The organism is Psychrobacter sp. ASPA161_6, assembly GCF_051970285.1.
Lineage (GTDB): Bacteria > Pseudomonadota > Gammaproteobacteria > Pseudomonadales > Moraxellaceae > Psychrobacter > Psychrobacter glaciei.
On record NZ_JBEFNJ010000004.1, the window covers coordinates 254,720 to 273,073 of the forward strand.

The 18,354-nt window shown below is 42.3% G+C and carries 17 protein-coding genes; 10 read left to right on the forward strand and 7 right to left on the reverse strand.

Annotated features, from left to right (window positions below; translation table 11 throughout):
- Window positions 1–11: 11 nt before the first annotated feature.
- The gene (locus tag ACTQ9T_RS12070) at window positions 12–1,178 is read left to right on the forward strand and encodes a nucleotide sugar dehydrogenase (protein WP_440465227.1); all 1,167 of its coding nucleotides are present in this window, start codon (window positions 12–14) and stop codon (window positions 1,176–1,178) included.
- Window positions 1,178–2,191 (forward strand): NAD-dependent epimerase, encoded by a 1,014-nt coding sequence (locus ACTQ9T_RS12075; RefSeq protein WP_440465228.1) that lies wholly within the window; start codon window positions 1,178–1,180, stop codon window positions 2,189–2,191. Before ACTQ9T_RS12070 ends, ACTQ9T_RS12075 begins: the two co-directional genes overlap by 1 nt.
- 17 nt (window positions 2,192–2,208) lie before the next feature.
- Here ACTQ9T_RS12075 and ACTQ9T_RS12080 read toward each other — a convergent pair whose 3' ends face one another.
- The 5 genes from ACTQ9T_RS12080 to glnE form a co-directional block, all read right to left on the reverse strand.
- Window positions 2,209–3,327, reverse strand: a complete 1,119-nt coding sequence (locus tag ACTQ9T_RS12080) for a glycosyltransferase (RefSeq protein WP_440465229.1) — start codon at window positions 3,325–3,327, stop codon at window positions 2,209–2,211.
- Window positions 3,328–3,398: 71 nt separating this feature from the next.
- The gene (locus tag ACTQ9T_RS12085; RefSeq protein WP_440465230.1) at window positions 3,399–4,472 is read right to left on the reverse strand and encodes a glycosyltransferase; all 1,074 of its coding nucleotides are present in this window, start codon (window positions 4,470–4,472) and stop codon (window positions 3,399–3,401) included.
- A gap of 54 nt (window positions 4,473–4,526) precedes the next feature.
- Window positions 4,527–5,363 carry a glycosyl transferase gene (locus tag ACTQ9T_RS12090; RefSeq protein ID WP_440465231.1) on the reverse strand — a complete coding sequence of 279 codons (837 nt, stop codon included), beginning with the start codon at window positions 5,361–5,363 and terminating at the stop codon, window positions 4,527–4,529.
- 106 nt (window positions 5,364–5,469) lie between these two features.
- Complete coding sequence (locus ACTQ9T_RS12095; RefSeq protein ID WP_440465232.1) at window positions 5,470–6,399, reverse strand: branched-chain amino acid transaminase; 930 nt, start codon at window positions 6,397–6,399, stop codon at window positions 5,470–5,472.
- 297 nt (window positions 6,400–6,696) lie between these two features.
- The gene (gene glnE, locus ACTQ9T_RS12100; protein ID WP_440465233.1) at window positions 6,697–9,558 is read right to left on the reverse strand and encodes a bifunctional [glutamate--ammonia ligase]-adenylyl-L-tyrosine phosphorylase/[glutamate--ammonia-ligase] adenylyltransferase; all 2,862 of its coding nucleotides are present in this window, start codon (window positions 9,556–9,558) and stop codon (window positions 6,697–6,699) included.
- Window positions 9,559–10,032: 474 nt separating this feature from the next.
- Between glnE and tusD the strand changes: the two genes are divergently transcribed.
- The 4 genes from tusD (at window position 10,033) to ACTQ9T_RS12120 (ending at window position 11,619) form a co-directional block, all read left to right on the forward strand.
- Entirely contained in the window at window positions 10,033–10,494 is a 462-nt protein-coding gene (gene tusD, locus ACTQ9T_RS12105) for a sulfurtransferase complex subunit TusD (RefSeq protein ID WP_440465234.1), read from the forward strand.
- A 67-nt stretch (window positions 10,495–10,561) separates the two neighbouring features.
- On the forward strand, window positions 10,562–10,885 hold the full coding sequence (locus tag ACTQ9T_RS12110; RefSeq protein WP_240215979.1) for a hypothetical protein: 324 nt from the start codon (window positions 10,562–10,564) through the stop codon (window positions 10,883–10,885).
- 54 nt (window positions 10,886–10,939) lie between these two features.
- Complete coding sequence (locus tag ACTQ9T_RS12115; RefSeq protein WP_440465235.1) at window positions 10,940–11,269, forward strand: hypothetical protein; 330 nt, start codon at window positions 10,940–10,942, stop codon at window positions 11,267–11,269.
- Between the two features lie 8 nt (window positions 11,270–11,277).
- Window positions 11,278–11,619, forward strand: coding sequence for a TusE/DsrC/DsvC family sulfur relay protein (locus ACTQ9T_RS12120; protein WP_440465236.1), 342 nt, complete (start codon window positions 11,278–11,280; stop codon window positions 11,617–11,619).
- A 75-nt stretch (window positions 11,620–11,694) separates the two neighbouring features.
- Here ACTQ9T_RS12120 and ACTQ9T_RS12125 read toward each other — a convergent pair whose 3' ends face one another.
- Window positions 11,695–12,264 (reverse strand): tRNA (cytidine(34)-2'-O)-methyltransferase, encoded by a 570-nt coding sequence (locus ACTQ9T_RS12125; RefSeq protein ID WP_010201269.1) that lies wholly within the window; start codon window positions 12,262–12,264, stop codon window positions 11,695–11,697.
- 362 nt (window positions 12,265–12,626) lie between these two features.
- On the opposite strand from ACTQ9T_RS12125, the gene ACTQ9T_RS12130 reads away from it, so the two are divergent.
- Complete coding sequence (locus ACTQ9T_RS12130) at window positions 12,627–12,767, forward strand: entericidin A/B family lipoprotein (protein WP_189584958.1); 141 nt, start codon at window positions 12,627–12,629, stop codon at window positions 12,765–12,767.
- 123 nt (window positions 12,768–12,890) lie between these two features.
- Here ACTQ9T_RS12130 and hemW read toward each other — a convergent pair whose 3' ends face one another.
- A complete protein-coding gene (gene hemW, locus ACTQ9T_RS12135; protein WP_440465237.1) occupies window positions 12,891–14,117 on the reverse strand; it encodes a radical SAM family heme chaperone HemW in 1,227 nt (408 codons plus the stop codon).
- Between the two features lie 383 nt (window positions 14,118–14,500).
- Here hemW and ACTQ9T_RS12140 point away from each other — a divergent pair, with 383 nt between their 5' ends.
- The 3 genes from ACTQ9T_RS12140 (at window position 14,501) to ACTQ9T_RS12150 (ending at window position 18,047) form a co-directional block, all read left to right on the forward strand.
- Window positions 14,501–14,998 carry an EVE domain-containing protein gene (locus ACTQ9T_RS12140; RefSeq protein ID WP_201588402.1) on the forward strand — a complete coding sequence of 166 codons (498 nt, stop codon included), beginning with the start codon at window positions 14,501–14,503 and terminating at the stop codon, window positions 14,996–14,998.
- Between the two features lie 156 nt (window positions 14,999–15,154).
- A complete protein-coding gene (locus tag ACTQ9T_RS12145) occupies window positions 15,155–16,195 on the forward strand; it encodes a hypothetical protein (RefSeq protein WP_440465238.1) in 1,041 nt (346 codons plus the stop codon).
- 484 nt (window positions 16,196–16,679) lie between these two features.
- Entirely contained in the window at window positions 16,680–18,047 is a 1,368-nt protein-coding gene (locus ACTQ9T_RS12150) for an MATE family efflux transporter (protein ID WP_440465239.1), read from the forward strand.
- The last annotated feature ends 307 nt before the right edge of the window (window positions 18,048–18,354 follow it).

The following is an 18,354-nucleotide window of genomic DNA, read 5'->3' on the forward strand; positions in this document are numbered from 1 at the left end:
TTGGATATATTATGAAAATAGCAGTAGTAGGTACAGGCTATGTAGGCTTATCAAATGCAATGCTATTGGCACAGCACAATGAAGTCGTCGCTGTCGATATTATTCCTGAAAAAATAGACCTATTAAATGCAAAACAATCTCCAATTGAAGATGAAGATATTGAAGACTTTCTATCGCATAAAAATCTCAACTTTTCTGCGACACTTGATGCTGCGACAGCCTATGAAGGGGCTGATTTCATCATCGTCGCAACGCCGACCGATTATGATACCAAAACCAATTATTTCAATACATCAACAGTAGAAGCAGTGATTGAGCAAGTACTTCTAGTCAATCAGCAAGCGACTATTATTATAAAATCTACAGTGCCCGTTGGCTATACCGCTAGTATTAGAGAGCGATATGAAACGGATCGCATTATTTTTTCGCCTGAGTTTTTACGAGAAGGCAAAGCACTACACGACAATCTTTACCCTTCTCGAATTATTGTGGGCGCACAGTCTGAACAGGCACAGCAGTTTGCTGAGTTATTGCTTGAAGGCGCTATCAAAAAAGAAGTACCGCTACTATTTGTAGAATCAACTGAAGCTGAAGCCATTAAACTGTTTTCTAATACCTACCTAGCCATGCGCGTGGCCTATTTCAATGAGCTCGATACTTACGCACAAACCTTTGGGCTTGACACCAAACAAATCATAGAAGGTATTGGCTTAGACCCACGTATAGGTAACCATTATAACAATCCGTCATTTGGCTATGGCGGCTACTGCCTACCCAAAGATACTAAGCAGCTATTGGCAAATTATGATGAGGTGCCAAGCAACCTTATAAAGGCTATTGTCGATTCTAATAGAACTCGCAAAGACTTTATTGCTGATAAAATTATCGAAAAACGGCCAAAAATCGTGGGCATACATCGACTGGTCATGAAAAGTGGATCAGACAATTTTAGAGCTTCTGCGATACAAGGTATTATGAAGCGCATCAAGGCAAAAGGTATCGAAGTTGTTGTTTATGAGCCTGCACTGCAAGAGAGTGAATTTTTTAATTCGCGAGTTATTCAAGATTTAGAAGCATTCAAATCGATGAGTGATATCATCGTGGCAAACCGCCTATCTGCTGACATACAAGACGTCTCTGATAAAGTATTCACAAGAGACCTATTCGGGAGCGACTGATGAAAGTTTTAGTCACGGGTGCTGCAGGCTTTATTGGTTTTCATTTGATCAAAGCGCTACTGGAAACAGACTTATCTGGTAAAGACCATTTTATCGTTGGTATTGACAATATCAACGACTATTACGATGTGGGTTTGAAAGAAGAGCGCTTGAAGATATTGAGTGAAATATCAGCGCCAGAAAACTTTACGTTCATTAAGTTAGACCTTGCTGATCGCGATGCTATGTCAAACCTTTTCTCTGATTATCAGTTTGATACAGTTATTAATTTGGGTGCCCAAGCGGGCGTACGCTACTCTATCGAAAACCCGAACGCCTATATTGATTCAAACGTGGTTGGCTTTGTTAATATACTTGAGGGCTGCCGTCACCACAATATCAAGCACTTAATCTATGCCAGCTCTAGCTCTGTCTATGGTATGAATATCAAACAGCCATTTACGACTGCTGATTGTGTTGACTTTCCTATCAGCCTATATGCCGCTACCAAAAAATCGAATGAGCTCATGGCACATAGCTACAGTCACTTATACAATATCCCTACGACAGGATTAAGGTTCTTTACGGTTTATGGTCCCTATGGTAGACCTGATATGGCGTATTTTTCTTTTACCAAAAAAATTCTGGCTGGCGAACCCATTGATATCTACAATAACGGTGATATGCAGCGTGATTTTACCTATATTGATGATATTGTAAAAGGTATCATTCGAATAATGGATAAGGCTCCTTCTCCTCAATACTCTACTATCACTACAGCGACTGCCCCATACAAGATTTACAACATTGGTAACAATCAACCAGTCACTTTGCGGCGCTTTATAAGTGCTATCGAAGACGCTTGTGGCAAAAAAGCGCAAGAGAATTTATTACCGATGCAAGCAGGTGACGTGCCGATTACTTATGCGGACATAGATGAGCTGGTAGATGATATTGGCTTCAAGCCTGAAACCAGTATCGAAGACGGTATTGAAAAATTTGTCGCTTGGTATAAACAATATTATTCAGTTTAAGTGAGAAGCATGTCTTATTAAGCTTCCAAGTAGTCAACATACTGCTGGGCAATATTAATAGGTAAAAACTTCTCATCAAAATCAACTCTAAAGTTTTCTGGATGTACCATTAATTCTGTCATCTTGGTCGCTAAGCTGACTACATCATCTACAGGCACAAGGCTAGTAGCAGGCAACATCTCACTTGGTCCTGACTGGCAGTCTGTGCTGATAACTGGAGCATTCAGAGCAAGTGCTTCTGGGATAACTCTAACAAATCCCTCAAATCTTGAAGAAAGCACCAAACCTCTTGCGTGTTTCATATAAGGATAAGGGTTTTTATTGAATCCTAAGAATATTACCTTATCAGAGATATTGAGCTCTTTTGCAAGATCTCTTGTTTCATCAAACAATCTACCCTGACCTAGTAATACCAAAGGGTAGACCATTGAAGATTCAGCGTAGGCTTTCAATAGGACATCATGTGCTTTTTGGTACTTGAAGCTTCCTACATGTAAGAGATACTGTTCTGATTCAAGAAAATGATCTGATAAATCAATTGGCTCATTACCCATTTTCTCGATCAATAGCTTATCAAAGGAGTTATAAATAGTAGTACTATTGATACGTGAGCCTAAGCTGGCCTGTAAGTCAATCTCTACACCTTTAGAAACACAAACACATGGATATTTTTCATAAATATTTTGCAGTTTTTGAACTGTATCACTACTACTATCAGAATCATTTAATCCAAATTTGTGAGACACACTATTCCTGATAACGTACATCAGGTTTGGTAATTTACTATAGACCATGATTTTATCTACTGGTTCTAGATTTGACAAAACTATGTCTGGCTTACCAATCTTTTTTAAAACGTACTTATCGACTGCTCTAGCAAACAACTGGTGGCGTATTTTCTCTGCTGGAATGACTTTGAATGGCTTAGATCGAAAGACATGGTAGTTCAGATTTGGATTAAGGTCATATTCAACGAGAGGTTTGAACCTCAATATATGCACTTCATAGCCTAGCTCATAAAAGCCCTGCCCTAAAGTAAGTACAGAACGTTCAGCACCGCCACCCTGAAGACAATTAATGACAAGCAGCACTTTTTTTTTGTGATTATTCTTATCGAAATTTTCTTTATTAACCATCGTAGACCTATCTAAACTTAACTTATTTATTAGCATGACAAACATCATGTATGAGGTTTTTTATCATTATATTAGGAGACAAAATCAATATATTTTTGAGCAATGCTAGCCGGTAGTAGTTCCTCGTCAAACACAGAGTTAAACTGACTTGGGTTTTTCATCGCTAAGCTCAGTTTGGCGGCAATAGCTGCTATCTCTCTCATAGGCATCAAGTGACTCTGTGGTAATAATTCACTTGGACCTGACGGACAATCGGTACTAATAACTGGTGTATCCAGCACTAGGGCTTCTGCAATCACTAAAGCAAACCCTTCCCAATCAGATGTTAAGACTTTGAACTGAGCATGTTTGATATAAGGATATGGGTTCTCATGAAAGCCCAAAAATATCACCTTGTCTTCTAAATTAAGCTCTTTAACCAATTGCTCTGTTTCACTCTGGAGGTTACCTTTCCCTAACAATAATAATGGAATTGATTGATCTGTTAGCGCATAAGCTCTTACCAGCACATCATGACGCTTGGCTTCTTTAAAACTGCCTACATGAATAATATAATTTTGATATTCAGGGACGAAGGCATTGGCTTGTTTTAGAATATCGTCTCTATCAATTGGGTTATGAATGGCTGTCGTTGATGTGATATTACCGAAATTTTCTATGAAATCCTTTTCAACACCTTGACTGACACAGGCACAAGGGTTTTTTGAGTAGATCCTAGTAAAGTTTTCTTTTTTCTGATGGCCAATATCTGCCTGTTTAAATTTATACAATAATGACAAAGTATTGTGAATCACATAGACGATATTAGGCAGACGACTGTAGCTAAAAACACTATCTGAACGATCCAGATTCGACAAAATAATGTCAGGCTTTCCAATATTTTTTGTAATATAACGATCTACTGAACGCGCGAAAAATTTATCGCGGCGTAATGCTCCTGGTATCATTTTATAAGGCTTAAATTTAAGCACATGATAGATAAGATTCGGATTTAGTTCATATTCAACAAGTGACTTGAACCTCAAAATATGCACGTCATAACCCAACTCATGAAACCCTTGTCCTAGAGTAAGTACAACTCTTTCTGCACCACCACCTTTCAAGGCATTGATAGCAAGCACTACTATTTTAGTATTATCTTTCATAGATGAAAACCAAGAATTGCATTAATTTTATTTTTATAGAAATGCTAAAAATGCCTACTCTTTCCAGTACTTCTCAATCCACCCTACTGGTAAGATAAAATGGCGCAAATGACGTAGTGGACTTTTTAAGTTTTTGGGCTCAATAAGCTGTTTCAAATGTTCCTTGGCGTTATTAGCAGCGTTTTTGTTATATCTACCTTCGATCGCATGCGTTGGATACAAATCACCAGGGAAGATAACCAAACGAGCGCCTTTAGGAATCTTTGGTTCTTTAAAGTAGTTAAGCGGGAATGGTTGACGACACTTGCGTCTAAAGTGTGCCACCCATGCCTTTGGAAACAGCTTGACGCCGCCGGGGGCATTACGAGTGACAAAACGCTGCTCAAAACGGTACTCATCAGCGATACCTTGCGGATCTGCTTTGAATTTTTCTTGCAGTGAGACAAGCGCCCCTATCTGGAATCTAAAGCAAGATGTCTGTCCCAAGCGCTCTAATGGATTACTAGGATTATAAGACAAAATAACATCGTCTGGTTTGCCGTATTCAAAGAAAGGATCGAGACTATCTACGATAATCACATCCAAATCTACAAACAGTACTGTCCCTGTCAAATCACCTAGCTTTTCACCCCACAAGCGAGACTTTGGCCACTTACCGAGTGTATTGGTTGGCATAGTGACATCTAATGGTGGTAGCGCTTGGCATTCAATTTCTGGACGAACATCTGTTGTATCATCAGTGAAGCAGACAAATCTAAATGGTGGTGTAATGTTGCGAGATACCATGCCATATAGTTTATTGGCATAATCAGCACCATATTTTGTGCCCCATTTAATACAGATGATTTGTTTGATATTCTTATTATCTGCTGTACTAGAATCTATTGGCATTGACTGCTCACTTTAATATTATGAATAAATATGATGGCTATATTAGCACAAAAAAAAGACTGAACAATTATGTTCAGCCTTTTTGGTCTTCAAAGTAACTGCTTTATCAGTCAATAAAGCTTAACCAATCCATATATTTCTCATTGCGACCATGAACCACATCAAAATACAGCGTTTGCAGTTTTTCAGTCAGCTCACCACGGCCGCCATTACCAATAGTGCGGTCATCGTATTCACGAATAGGTGTGACTTCCGCAGCAGTACCCGTCATAAAGATTTCATCCGCCAAATAAAACTCATCACGAGTGATACGACGTTCAGTGACTTTGATACCCAAATCTTCGGCAAACTGGATAATTGTGCGACGAGTGATACCATCCAATGCCCCGCCCGCTAAGTCTGGCGTATGGAGCTCGCCGTTCTTGACTAAGAATAAATTCTCGCCTGAACCCTGACAGACATAGCCTTGTGAATCCATCATGATCGCTTCGTCATAGCCATTACGCGTAACTTCTCGGTTCGCCATGATAGACACCGGATAATTGCTCGATGCTTTAGCCTTACACATAGTGACGTTAGGCAAATGATGAGAATAAGAAGACGTTTTTACTCGGATACCCTTTTGAATCCCTTCTTCACCCAAATAAGCACCCCAATGCCACGCAGCAACCATCGCATTGATACTATTATCATGGGCAGCTAAACCCAGCTTTTCAGCACCAATCCATATCAGCGGGCGGATATAAGCTTCTTCTAGGTTGTTCTGCTTAACCACATCTTTATGGGCTTGCTCAAGGGTAGCTGCATCAAAAGGCACCTCCATTTGAAAAATAAAGGCAGAGCCAAGTAAGCGTTCCGTATGATCTTTCAAACGGAAAATAGCGGTACGCTTATCATCGGTTTGATAGGCGCGCACGCCTTCAAACACGGCGATGCCATAATGTAAGCTGTGAGTCAATACATGAATTTTGGCATCTGGCTGTTCAATCATTGTGCCATTCATCCAAAGCTTACCATCTTGTGTTGCCATATTCATTTTATAGTCCTTATGCTAGCGCTGGCGTCTAACTTTTTTGAGTAAATTTTAATTAATGGTATTTAACAACATCATATGATAACACCACAGCATCGATTTTTATTGCTTAAAACACAGCATTATTATGACGAACGACTGACAGTGTTATGATAATGTGCGACCGATTATATCATTGGCCATGCTGGCAAATGCAAGGTTTTAGTTTGTGCTTAGGTGGCTCTTGTTGATATTAAAATATTGAGTTTGAGCACATTGCCTTATATGAGCAGACGATAATTAAAGAAGTTACTATTATTTTTACTCTGCTGATTCTACACCCATAAGGTGTTGCCACTGCGCTTGTACTAATGCTCGAGTCTCTTGCCATAGCGACTCATCAACGAGTAATGACTGCTCTGATAATGCTAACTGATGGGTGGCAGCGCGTATTCTCAGATAGGCATCGGTCAACTCCTGACAGACTTGCTCTTGCCAAATGCCAAGCAAAGCAACTTCTGCAAAAATACGCACATTGTCACTCCATTTGGTCAAGCTTGGATATTCATGCGAATAAGCCAGTACAGCAAACTGTGCTAAAAACTCAATATCTACAATACCGCCTGCATCCTGCTTGAGATGAAACTTGCCTGCTTGCTGTTGCCATTGACTGGTACCTAGATGCTTTTGCATTTTGATACGCATACTGGTGACTTCATTACGTACTTGATCCAATGTCCGTGGCAATGACAACACATCTCGGCGAATATCACAAAAGCGTGCAGTGACTCGTCTGTCTCCACAAATCGCGCGAGCACGTACCAGCGCCTGATGCTCCCATGACCACGCTTTATCGATTTGATAGGTTTCAAACGCATGACAAGATACCACCATCATGCCAGCGTTACCTGAAGGGCGCAGACGCATATCAATCTCGTATGCTCTGCCATCTCGTGTTTGAGTATTGAGATAATTCATCAGCTTTTGTACAAGGCGTGCGGCAAATTTCATCCCACTCACTGACTTCTCGCCAGTGGTCATGCCTTGCTCTTTTATCTTATGTAAAAATACCAAGTCCAAGTCTGAAGAGTACGATAGCTCTAATCCGCCAAGCTTGCCGTAACCGATGATAGCAAAGCCGCAGTCTGCTTCAGTGACTGGATCACCATCTTGGCCAATCGGATACCCATAGCGGTTCACAATCTCCGCAAAAGCACGCTCTAACGCTGCCTCCAGTACTACTTCAGCAATATATGTCAATGAGTCCGACACTTTCATTATCGGACGTTCAGCCAATACATCGCTAGCCGCGACAGCCAATACTTGGTTCTTTTTGAACAGTCGCAAAACGCTTAGTAGCTCTTCTTCATCGTTAGGCTCGACGCGCAGTAACTGTTGGCGCAGGATATCGCGCAGCTCACGCTTATCTGGCAAATGGCGATAGCGCTGCTGCAAAAAAGTATCCAACAACACAGGATACTGCGCCAGCTCTTTTGCGATCCAAGGACTGGCTGATAGCATCGGTATCAGCTCGATCGTTGCATTGGGGTTTTCAGCAATCATCACCAAATATATAGACCGGCGGCAAATAGCCTCTAGCAATGCAATCAAGCGTGGCAAAGCAGTATTGGCCAGCTGCTGCTGTTCTTGATGAGCGAGTAACGCGTGGACAATCACAGGATAAGCATCATCCAAGCGCTCTCTGGCCTCATCACTCAAGTTAGCAACCATTTTTGACTGCCAAAACTTCTGTAATAACTCACGATTGCCTTTTGTTAATACTTCGTCTAAGCGCGCAATCTGCTCTTCTAAATGTTCTGGCTCTAGGTCGGTATCTTCATTATCAGGTACTTGGCGCTCAGTGACCATACGTTCAAATGGCACATTGACATTGTCTCGATGATGATTGAGCTGGCTGAGCAAAGCATTCCAGTCGTCAAACGCTAACGTGACTGCTAGGTTGTGCTGCCAATAAGGATCATGTGGTAGACGCTGAGTCTGCTGATCATTGATCGCCTGAATAGCATGTTCAAGCCGACGCAAAAAGCGATAAGCCATTTGCAGCTGCGCGTACGTTGACTGCTCTAGATATCCAAGTTCGCACAACACTTGCATTGCTTGTAGACAAGGCTTAATCTGTAGTTGCGGATGCCGACCACCGTAAATCAGCTGAAAAGCTTGTACAATAAACTCAATGTCTCTGATACCGCCCGCGCCAAGCTTAATATTATCTAAGTCTTCACGCTGTGCAACTTGATTTTGAATCAGAGATTTCATTTCTCTGAGTGCTGAAAAAGCACTGTAGTCAACATAATAACGAAAGACAAACGGTTTAATCAGTGCCTGAATCTCATCATAAAATGGCGGCTCTATCTGCCCGACCACACGTGCTTTTAGCCAAGCAAAACGCTCCCAAGCACGTCCATGCAAGGCAAAATACTTCTGTAAGGCTGAGAGATGGATGGCCAAATCACTTCCATCACCCCATGGGCGCAAGCGCATATCTACCCGAAATACAAAACCATCTGCCGTTTTATTATCCAGTAGTTTAATAATCCCTTGACCAAGCCGAGTCATAAAACGCTTGTTGTCTATGCTACGAGTGCCCTTCGCTTTGTCACCATTGGTCTCACCGCGCGCTTGATGCACAAAAATTAAGTCAATATCGCTCGATAGATTCAACTCATGAGCACCAAGCTTACCCATGGCCATGATTGCCATATCATCGATCTGCACATTGCCTAGCTCATTGACAAAGGTTGGTTCACCGTACTTAGCAACTAAGTGCTGATAGGTATACTCCTTGGCAAATGAAATACAACCATCCGCAAACTCAGATAACTCATCGGTTAATTGCTCAAGGGCAATCATGCCTAGGGCATCTTGCCAAATCCAGCGCATCATCAACAGCATCCGTAAGTTTCGGAGGCCGCTCATGACCTTGGCTTCATCAGCAAGTTGGTAATTTTCATCTAGCGTGTAATCTTGGATCAGATCATCGATTTGCTGGCGTGTTAAGGTATGATCAAGAGGATAACTGCGTAAAAACGTCTGACATGAAACGGTCCGACTTTCCCAAATCTGATAAGCAAACTCACTTGCCGTTTGCAATACTTGAAGTTGTTCTACGGTAGGCTGATAATCTGTACCATTGTTCACACGTGAGGGCATAGCAGGTAACATAGTGACGAAAACTCCTTACATAGAATGGTAAGACTACGTGAACCTAGCTCATAAGTTTATTGTTTTTTCTTACGAGGCAGTCACAGCATCAAATAATAATACTTAATGTGCCTACACTTGAGATAAAACCACGTTAAATAACAGTGACTCTATTTGGTTTGCGGCGCTTTATGTTAGCATAAACATCTTTGATAGAGACGACTCACCTCTCTTTTATGATATAACGATATTAGGGCATGTCATCAATTAGCACATGGATACATTTTAAGCCGCACAATCTAAATGATGACAAGCCCTAGATGTGACAGTATGATCCGCTGTATGTCGCACTATCAGTATAAACTCTGTTTTCTGTCACGCAAATTTGCACACAAGCACTATAATAATAACGACCAAATTTCTTTATACAAAGCATTTATAGCAACTCGGCCCTACTTTTTAAACTCTTATTTATAATATGTGATACCGCGCCTTATGACGACCACTACCCCATTATTACTGATTACTGCTGACCCTAGTCATCCATTGGCACACTTGGCGTTACGTTACGCACGCGCTTACCTAAAGAGCGCAGCGAATAGTCATGATATTGATGACAATGATATTAATAGTACAGGCAGCAGCGATAATGCTACCACTGAACAACCACTGCTCAATGTCTTCTTTTATGGGGACTCGGCTCATATAGCCAATCGATTGCGCTGGCAGTCAGCTGAGCAAATTGATCTAACGCAAGAATGGAAAAATCTGGCTGACCATTATCAGTTACCCTTGCCCGTCTGTGTCAGTACTGCGCTCAGTCGTGGGATTAGTGATAGCGAAAACGGTACTCGCCATCGGCTTGACGGTGACAATCTTGCGAAAGGGTTTACGTTAGTGGGACTCAGTGAGCTTGCGATGATGATGCAAAGCAACTGTCGCCTCATACAATTCTAGCAGCGCATTATTAACAGCGACTGCTTTGACGACGACTGCTTGTGACAAACAACTTTTGGAATAAACCATGAAATTATTGATTCAGCTGCGTACACCAACAGAAATGGCAAGTTATGAAGGTTGTGCCCTCGCTTTAACATTGGCAACGTTTGGACACGACGTCCAGCTGTACTTAGATGCCCCTGTTTTTGGTTTATTGATGCAATCTGACTCGCGGCTGCATGGCATGATTCAATCACTTGAGCTTTATGACATGCCAGCTGCTTGGCTACCTGAGGATGTCTTTAGTGGCTGGGTCACTGGTATGTTGCCGACAGATTTGGCATCACAGCTTACACTAGTGCCAGAGGTCATCAACTCACAAGACTTTGAGCAGATACTGACCTTTTAAATCGCTACAGAATTTAGGCTTATAAAATAACAAAGCACGTAATCGGATACTTTTATGGCAACTTTATATCAATTACATAGCAGCATGGACAAGCTCAGACGCAGCACAGAAGAGATATCACGCACTTGGCACACAGGTGACAGTATTCTACTACTAGGCACAACTGTCGCTTTTATTGACTGGCTTAATGCTTATTTGAATGACAGTGAGATAGATGGCATTGCGGGTATTTATGCCTCAGCAGATGACATAGCGCAGTTAACAGAAAACACTACTGGCAAGCTAAATTTAGAGAGCAAATTGACCCGTATTTTAACGGATGAAGAATGGGTCGAGCTGACTCAAGACAGCCAGTTTGATAAAGTGGTGACCACTGCCTTATGATTATACCTATGCCTATGCCTACTACGATGGCGACAACCGATATCGCCTTAGATCAAGACGGTCATTTATGTGATCACACTATTTGGTCGCCTGCGATTGCGCAGCAGCTGGCAAATACGTTGGATATCAACTTGATTGCTGAACATCTAGAAATTCTACAACAGGTGCGTGCATTTTTTGTCAAATTCAATCATGCGCCTGCCACGCGTCCGCTCATTAAATGGCTCCAAAAAACCCTGCCTGAGCAGGATATAAGCAATCAAAAGTTGCAGCAACTATTTAATACTGGATTGGTCGCGCGTCACGTCAATCGTCTCGCTGGATTGCCCAAACCGCCTAACTGTTTATAGAGTCACACTGATTGCTATCCGAATTTGGAGGTTTAAAACATGACTTCCAATCAGAATCAATAAGTATATCAATCGCTATTTAGGGTCGTATACTGTCAGAGTGTCATAACCAACACTGCGACCTTCATCACCCACAAAACCCTGCTGACGCCATATCTCATATAAGCATATCGCCACACTATTGGACAGATTCAAACTGCGTGAATCTGCCAGCATGGGCAAGCGTAACCAATGATCGGCACCAATACTTTCACGAATGTCATCTGCCAGCCCTGCTGTCTCAGAGCCGAAGACTAGGGCGATGTTAGGTGGCGATGTCAGCGCACTTTTTTCACCATCATCACCAGTGACCTGCCCACTAAAATTATAATCATAAAATGGCTTGCTCAGCTTGGTAGTCAATGCTGTGATGACATGACAGTCCGATGCTATGAGCGCTTGCCTAGCAGCTGCCCAGTCGTCATGTACCTGCAGGTGGGCATACTCATGGTAATCCAATCCTGCACGGCGTAGCTTCTTGTCGTCAAGCTCAAATCCTAAAGGCTTCACCAAATGTAACTGTGCCCCACTATTGGCACATAAACGAATAATATTGCCAGTATTACTGGGCATTTTGGGTGCTACCAGCACGATATGAATAGTCATTATCACTCCATCAATTGTCTGAATATCATTATTTTAATTCTCTAGCAAATTTTATATAAATAAAACTTGGTGTCAGGCTGGCTTAGTCTACTATTGTTAGTAGCTTCGCTCGTTGTCTTTATATGAGAATTATCTTGAATAGAATATATATATCAAGCGTAATTAAAAGTTACAGTTTACTGGCAAAAATTACATTTTGATACTGGGCATATATTTTAACTTTCTTTATGATGGCTCTACTGGATTGCGAGATAATATATACACATTGTTATCGTATCCTGTAATCCTTCAGTGAGGCTTAAGCAATCTGCTTAGCGTCGCTGCTGTTACTTATAACTACCCATTTATTTTGAGGAATTATTATGAAAAAATTAATCATTGCATCTTTGACGGCTATGTTTGTATTGACTGGTTGCAACACTTTTAAAGGTCTAGGTCAAGACGTATCTGGCGCCGGTGATGCTGTAACTGGTAGTGCTCAAGAAGTTCAAAACAAAATCTAATTATTAATTCATTAGACTTGTTTTTAAAAGGCTTACCATTTATTTGGTAAGCCTTTTTTTGTTTCCATATTTTATCTTGTTGAGCAATCATTTTGCAGCATCTTTAAAACGAGCAAAGTCCTGTTATAAGAACGCTCTTAATATTTGGTTTAGATACCTGCTGCCTAATACTGTTGGCTTTAGCTGCTGACGATCATCTACGAGTAACCCCTGCTTGACTAGCTTATCTACTTGCCCAGCGACACTGTCATAGCAAAGTCCTGTTCGATCCTCAAACAGTGCCCACGACACACCATCGTGCAGACGTAGTGCATTTAGCATAAACTCGCTCACCAATTCGTCACTAGCAATCTGTTGCCAACCAATCATTTTTGGAAAATTTTGGCTGTCATGAGATGTCTCAGTTATATCTTGATAGTCGACATAATCCTTGGGTAAACGTGACTTACTAAAACGATAAATACCTGATTTTGCTACTAACTCACTACCTTGACCTTCATGTTTTTCTACAGTCACCTTGCCATGAGCACCCGCGCCAATCGCCAAATAATCACCAAACTGCCAGTAATTGACATTGTGGCGGCACGGCTTATCGGAAGCGCTAGACCATGCCGACACTTCATAATTGTCATAGCCCAATTGCTGTAGCAATGCCTGACCGGCTTGCTCAATATCAGCGAGGCTATCCTCATCTGGCAAAATGGGCTGACTGCGATAAAACACCGTGTTAGGCTCAATCGTTAGCTGATACCAAGAGATATGGGTCGCGCCAGCATTATGCGCGGTTTGAATATCACTAAGTGCTTCAGTCAAGCTTTGCTGCGGCAAGCCATGCATCAAGTCGACATTGACGCGCTCAAACCCAGCACTCCGTGCTGCCTTAATCGCTGATAATGCTTGCTTGGGATCGTGTATGCGCCCGAGGGTTTTGAGCTTATCCGCAGCGAAGCTTTGCACACCAATTGACAAGCGATTGATACCGACATCCAGATATTGAGCAAATGGCGCGTGTTCAAGCGTACCCGGATTGGCCTCCATCGTAACTTCAATATCATCTGCGAATATAAAACACCCACGCAAGCCCGCAAATAAACGCTGATACTGCGCAATCGGCAGTAGTGATGGCGTCCCACCACCAATAAATATCGAGCCAATTTCACGTCCTTGAGTCAACGACTGCTGCATTTGAGCATCCAATAACAAAGCATCGACGTATTCGTCATACATCGATAGCTGACTGTCTACTGGCAGCTCATGCGAATTAAAGTCGCAATAAGGGCACTTCTTCACACACCATGGAATGTGAATGTAAAGTGCTAACGGAATATTCATCACGTTTATATCAGTCATATGAGCATCGCTATTGGTAAAATCGAAGGCATTAGTCTTATTTGGTATGTAGGATTGACTATAGCTATAAAAAGTATCGCTAGGATAACGGTTAGAGGCCTTAATGAAAAGCATCGTGACAACAAAATAACTCACAAAACCACTCACAAAATCTATGTTAATACTGGCATCTGACAGGCAATATAGCCATTACTCACAGAAATTGGTCGCTAATAAACCACCGCTATAGTAGATTCACTTTAAAAAAGAGGCAGTGTGACTGGGCTGAATTTTTCGTCGCCTCTGTAATAGCAGCAAGCAAGGAAAATTTATACCAGTCACACCTAACTGGTAATATATCGATTTTATTCTGAACTGACTATACCAATAAAGGAATACCAGATATGGCCTATTGGCTGATGAAATCAAACCCAAAGTTTTTTAGTATTCAGGATTTGCAACGCTTAGGCACAGAAGGTTGGGATGGTGTGCGCAACTATCGTGCCCGTAATTTTATGCGCGATGACATGCAAGTCGGTGACAAGGTATTCTTTTATCACTCTAGCGCCAAACCCTCTGGCGTTGCTGGCATTATGACCGTCAGTCAAGCGGGCTATCCCGACCCGACCCAGTTTCATCCCGAACATCGTCACTACGACCCTATCGCCACCGAAGATGAGCCACGATGGTACATGGTAGATGTCACCTTTGAACAGGCATTTATAGAGGTCTTACCCTTATTAGAGCTCAAGTTTTTGCCCGCACTTGAGGACTCATTGCTGCTTAGGAAAGGCTGTCAGCAGTTAACCGTTATTCCTCTAGAACCCAAACACTGGCAGGCTATCATCGATATGGCAGAAACGCTTGATTTGATATCCGCCAATAACAATCTTGCACTGTAACCATTGCGTATGTTTTCTATGACATCAATTAACACTTATTCATGCGTTTGCCTTTTAAATTTTGCTATATTTATCAGCCCAAATAAAAAACTATATACCCAAAAGCAATATTCTAACCTTTTATAACCGTTATATTTTAATCATCAGGACTCGTCTATGAGCGCACCCAAACTAGTATTGTCTTTATTAACCGTTAGTATGCTTGGCCTAACGCTGAGTGCTTGCGGCAGTGATAGCGATAAGATCAAAGAAGAGTATGACCGTGTAGAAGATCAGGTTAAAGATGAATACGATCGTATAGAAGACAAGGTCAAAGAAAAGTATAAAGAGGCCGAAGATAAGCTGACCGATGACGAAAAGAGTATGGCAGAGATTTTAGAATCTATATTTTTACCAGAGGAGTCATTTGACAACTTCTTAGACAAGCTCACTCCAGAAGGCGGACGCGGCGGTCTCTATGTCGGACACTTCGTCGAGCTAAACGACGGTGATAATAATGACATCGATATCGGTGCGGTCTACTTCGACATCAGTAATCAAGGTGCGGGTAGCGTCGATGGTAGCTTTAGTTATCAGCAGCAAGCTTGCCAAGAAAATAATGCTTTAGGCATAAACTCAGCGCTCAAAATTGACAACTATATCGCTGGCAAAGTCACGGGTAGCCTCGATACCTTAGAGTTTTTGGATGTCAAATATGTCAGTGATTTAGGGTTAGAGACGCCAAACTTACTCACCACTTTTGCAGGGAGCTTTGAGGAAAAACAAGCTGGCTCACCATGGAAAGGCAGTTTTGAATACCTAGACGGTTTAGGCGGGCAAAAACTGTCCAGCGGTGAAGACAACTGCAAGGTGACTTATACCCTAAGCAATCGCTCCAATTTCACCACTTACGCGCTCGATTACGACCTTGGCAAGATGAACCTCGATGTAACGGGCAATGGTAGCCAAAAAACCGTTACTTGGCAGAATCCGATCAATACTCAGCATGTATTGGTCAGTCAAATTGATGTTAATAAAGCCGAGTCTGGCGCCAATGGTTACGTCCAAAACCTCGTGTTGAGCAACCTTGAGACGCAATTTACACCGGTGATTCCAAACAGCTCGACCAACTACGCCATCGTAGTGCAAGCGTTCGATGCTAATAACAACTTGATCGGCTATCAAGCAGTGGTACAAGATTTGCCAGAATCCCGATAGATTTTGGCCATATAATAGACTTTCTTGTAGAAGCCTAGGGCGTATCTTCATTTCAAAAATGGTGATAAAAATGAGATAAATTGCCGTCAAACAAGAAAAATAGTGCAGATAATATCGGGATATTAACCAGCTATTTGACGATGTTTGGCAAGATTTAGCCATTTTTAGCCCGTTCAGATGACTATCGAGTGAATTGAAGACACGCCCTAGGTTTAACCCACGTGATGGATATTACTAAGCACCATAAAACCTTTCTAAAACGTTGACATCCCAGTCTGGCTTCTTTACCATCTTATCTACTTATGACCTGTCAATCTATCACTTGGATTGACGGGTTATTTTTATTTAAGTGTCTTTACTTATCGAATTGCTTGTCTTATTTATTGTCAGTACAACGCCACTGTTGCTGTCTCGCTATTGAGTGGTCGATGACAGTATTTGTCTATCAACACTAACCACCGCGAATTATGAAAAGTTGCTAATTATGGCTTTGCCAATATCCTTTACCGATTTCAAAAGCTACAGTTTACGTTTGGGCGTGCTCGCCTTACCCATCTTGATTACTCAGTTTTGCCAAGCAGCACTGGGTGTCGTCGATGCTATCATGGCAGGTCAAGTTTCTGCCCTCGACTTGGCAGCGGTCGCTGTTGGCTCTGGTATTTGGCTGCCACTGTTCTTATTAGCCACGGGTATTTTAATCGCCACCACCCCTCTCATTGGGGAAGCTATAGGACAGAATAAACACAACCAAGTACCACATATCACTCAGCAATCCTTATGGACAGCAGGTGTGATTGGGATTCTTGGGTTTATTATTGTCAATCTTGCACCCAATGTCCTTGGTGTCATGGGCGTCCCCGAAAATATCCAACCGATAGCGTCACAGTATTTACATGGGGTGTCGTTTGGTTTTCCTGCACTGGCGGTCTATGCCGTCCTACGCAGTTATTGCGAGGCGCTTGGGCGACCTGAGCCGGTGACAGTGATTAGTATCATTGGCCTGATCGCAGATATCCCGCTCAACTATATCTTTATCCATGGTCTGTTTGGCATGCCAGAAATGGGCGGCGCTGGCTGCGGGGTTGCAACGGCATTAGTATTATGGATAAACGTCTTATTGCTCGTCGCTTATACCAGCTTTACTAAGCGCCAGCAATTTGCCAGCACGCGCTTTTTTTATAGTTTTGCCAGACCCAATCGCACACAGATAAAAAAACTGCTCAAGCTTGGCATCCCGATTGGCATCTCAATCTTCTTTGAGGCCAGTCTATTTAGCTTGGGCGCACTGGTCATCAGTCCATTGGGTGAGCTGGCAACTGCCTCGCATCAAGTGGCACTGGCGGTGACATCGCAGCTGTTTATGATACCCATCTCGGTTGCCATGGCACTGACCATTATGGTGTCCAATCGATTTGGTGAAAAGAACCTGCTGGCGCTGCGCCATGTACAAGCGACTGGACTTATCTGGACCGTGCTCATTGCCATCGTTTGTATGCTTGGAATTTGGCTATTCCGCCCACAACTGGCAGCCGCGTTCACGGACAATGTAGAAGTCAGAGCACAAGCCATGCACCTCCTCATCTTTGCCCTTGCTTACCAACTATTTGATGGTTGGCAGGTCAACATTGCCGGGATACTGCGCGGTATGCAAGACACCACGATACCGATGTGGGTGACGCTATTTTGCTATTGGTTGGTTGCCTTGCCACTTGGCATCTATTTGGTGCGTTTCACGGATGTGGGCGCGCAAGGGTTTTGGATGGCATTGATCACGGGTTTGTTCTTATCCTCTATCCTGCTAACCCTGCGTCTACGCTATCAACAAAAGCGCCTCAGGATACTTTGGGCTTAAAGTTGCTATAGTCGGTTCAATATAATTTGGATACAAGGAAGGCGAGCGAAAGTACTACAATTAGTAGACTAAGCAAGGCTGACACCGTATCCAACTTATATAGGATTGACTATATCATTCTTCTCTAATCGTAGTGTCTAGTAACCAATGCTGGCACTACTCGGCCACATAGACTATGATAAATCACTGATGATTTCTTACTCATAAGAAAAGCTTACGTCAAAATATGTAAAATTTCTCAGTTAACAACTGTACATTGATTGCTCATTGCCATGAATCTAGGTATCATTAGCAATTACTTAGACAA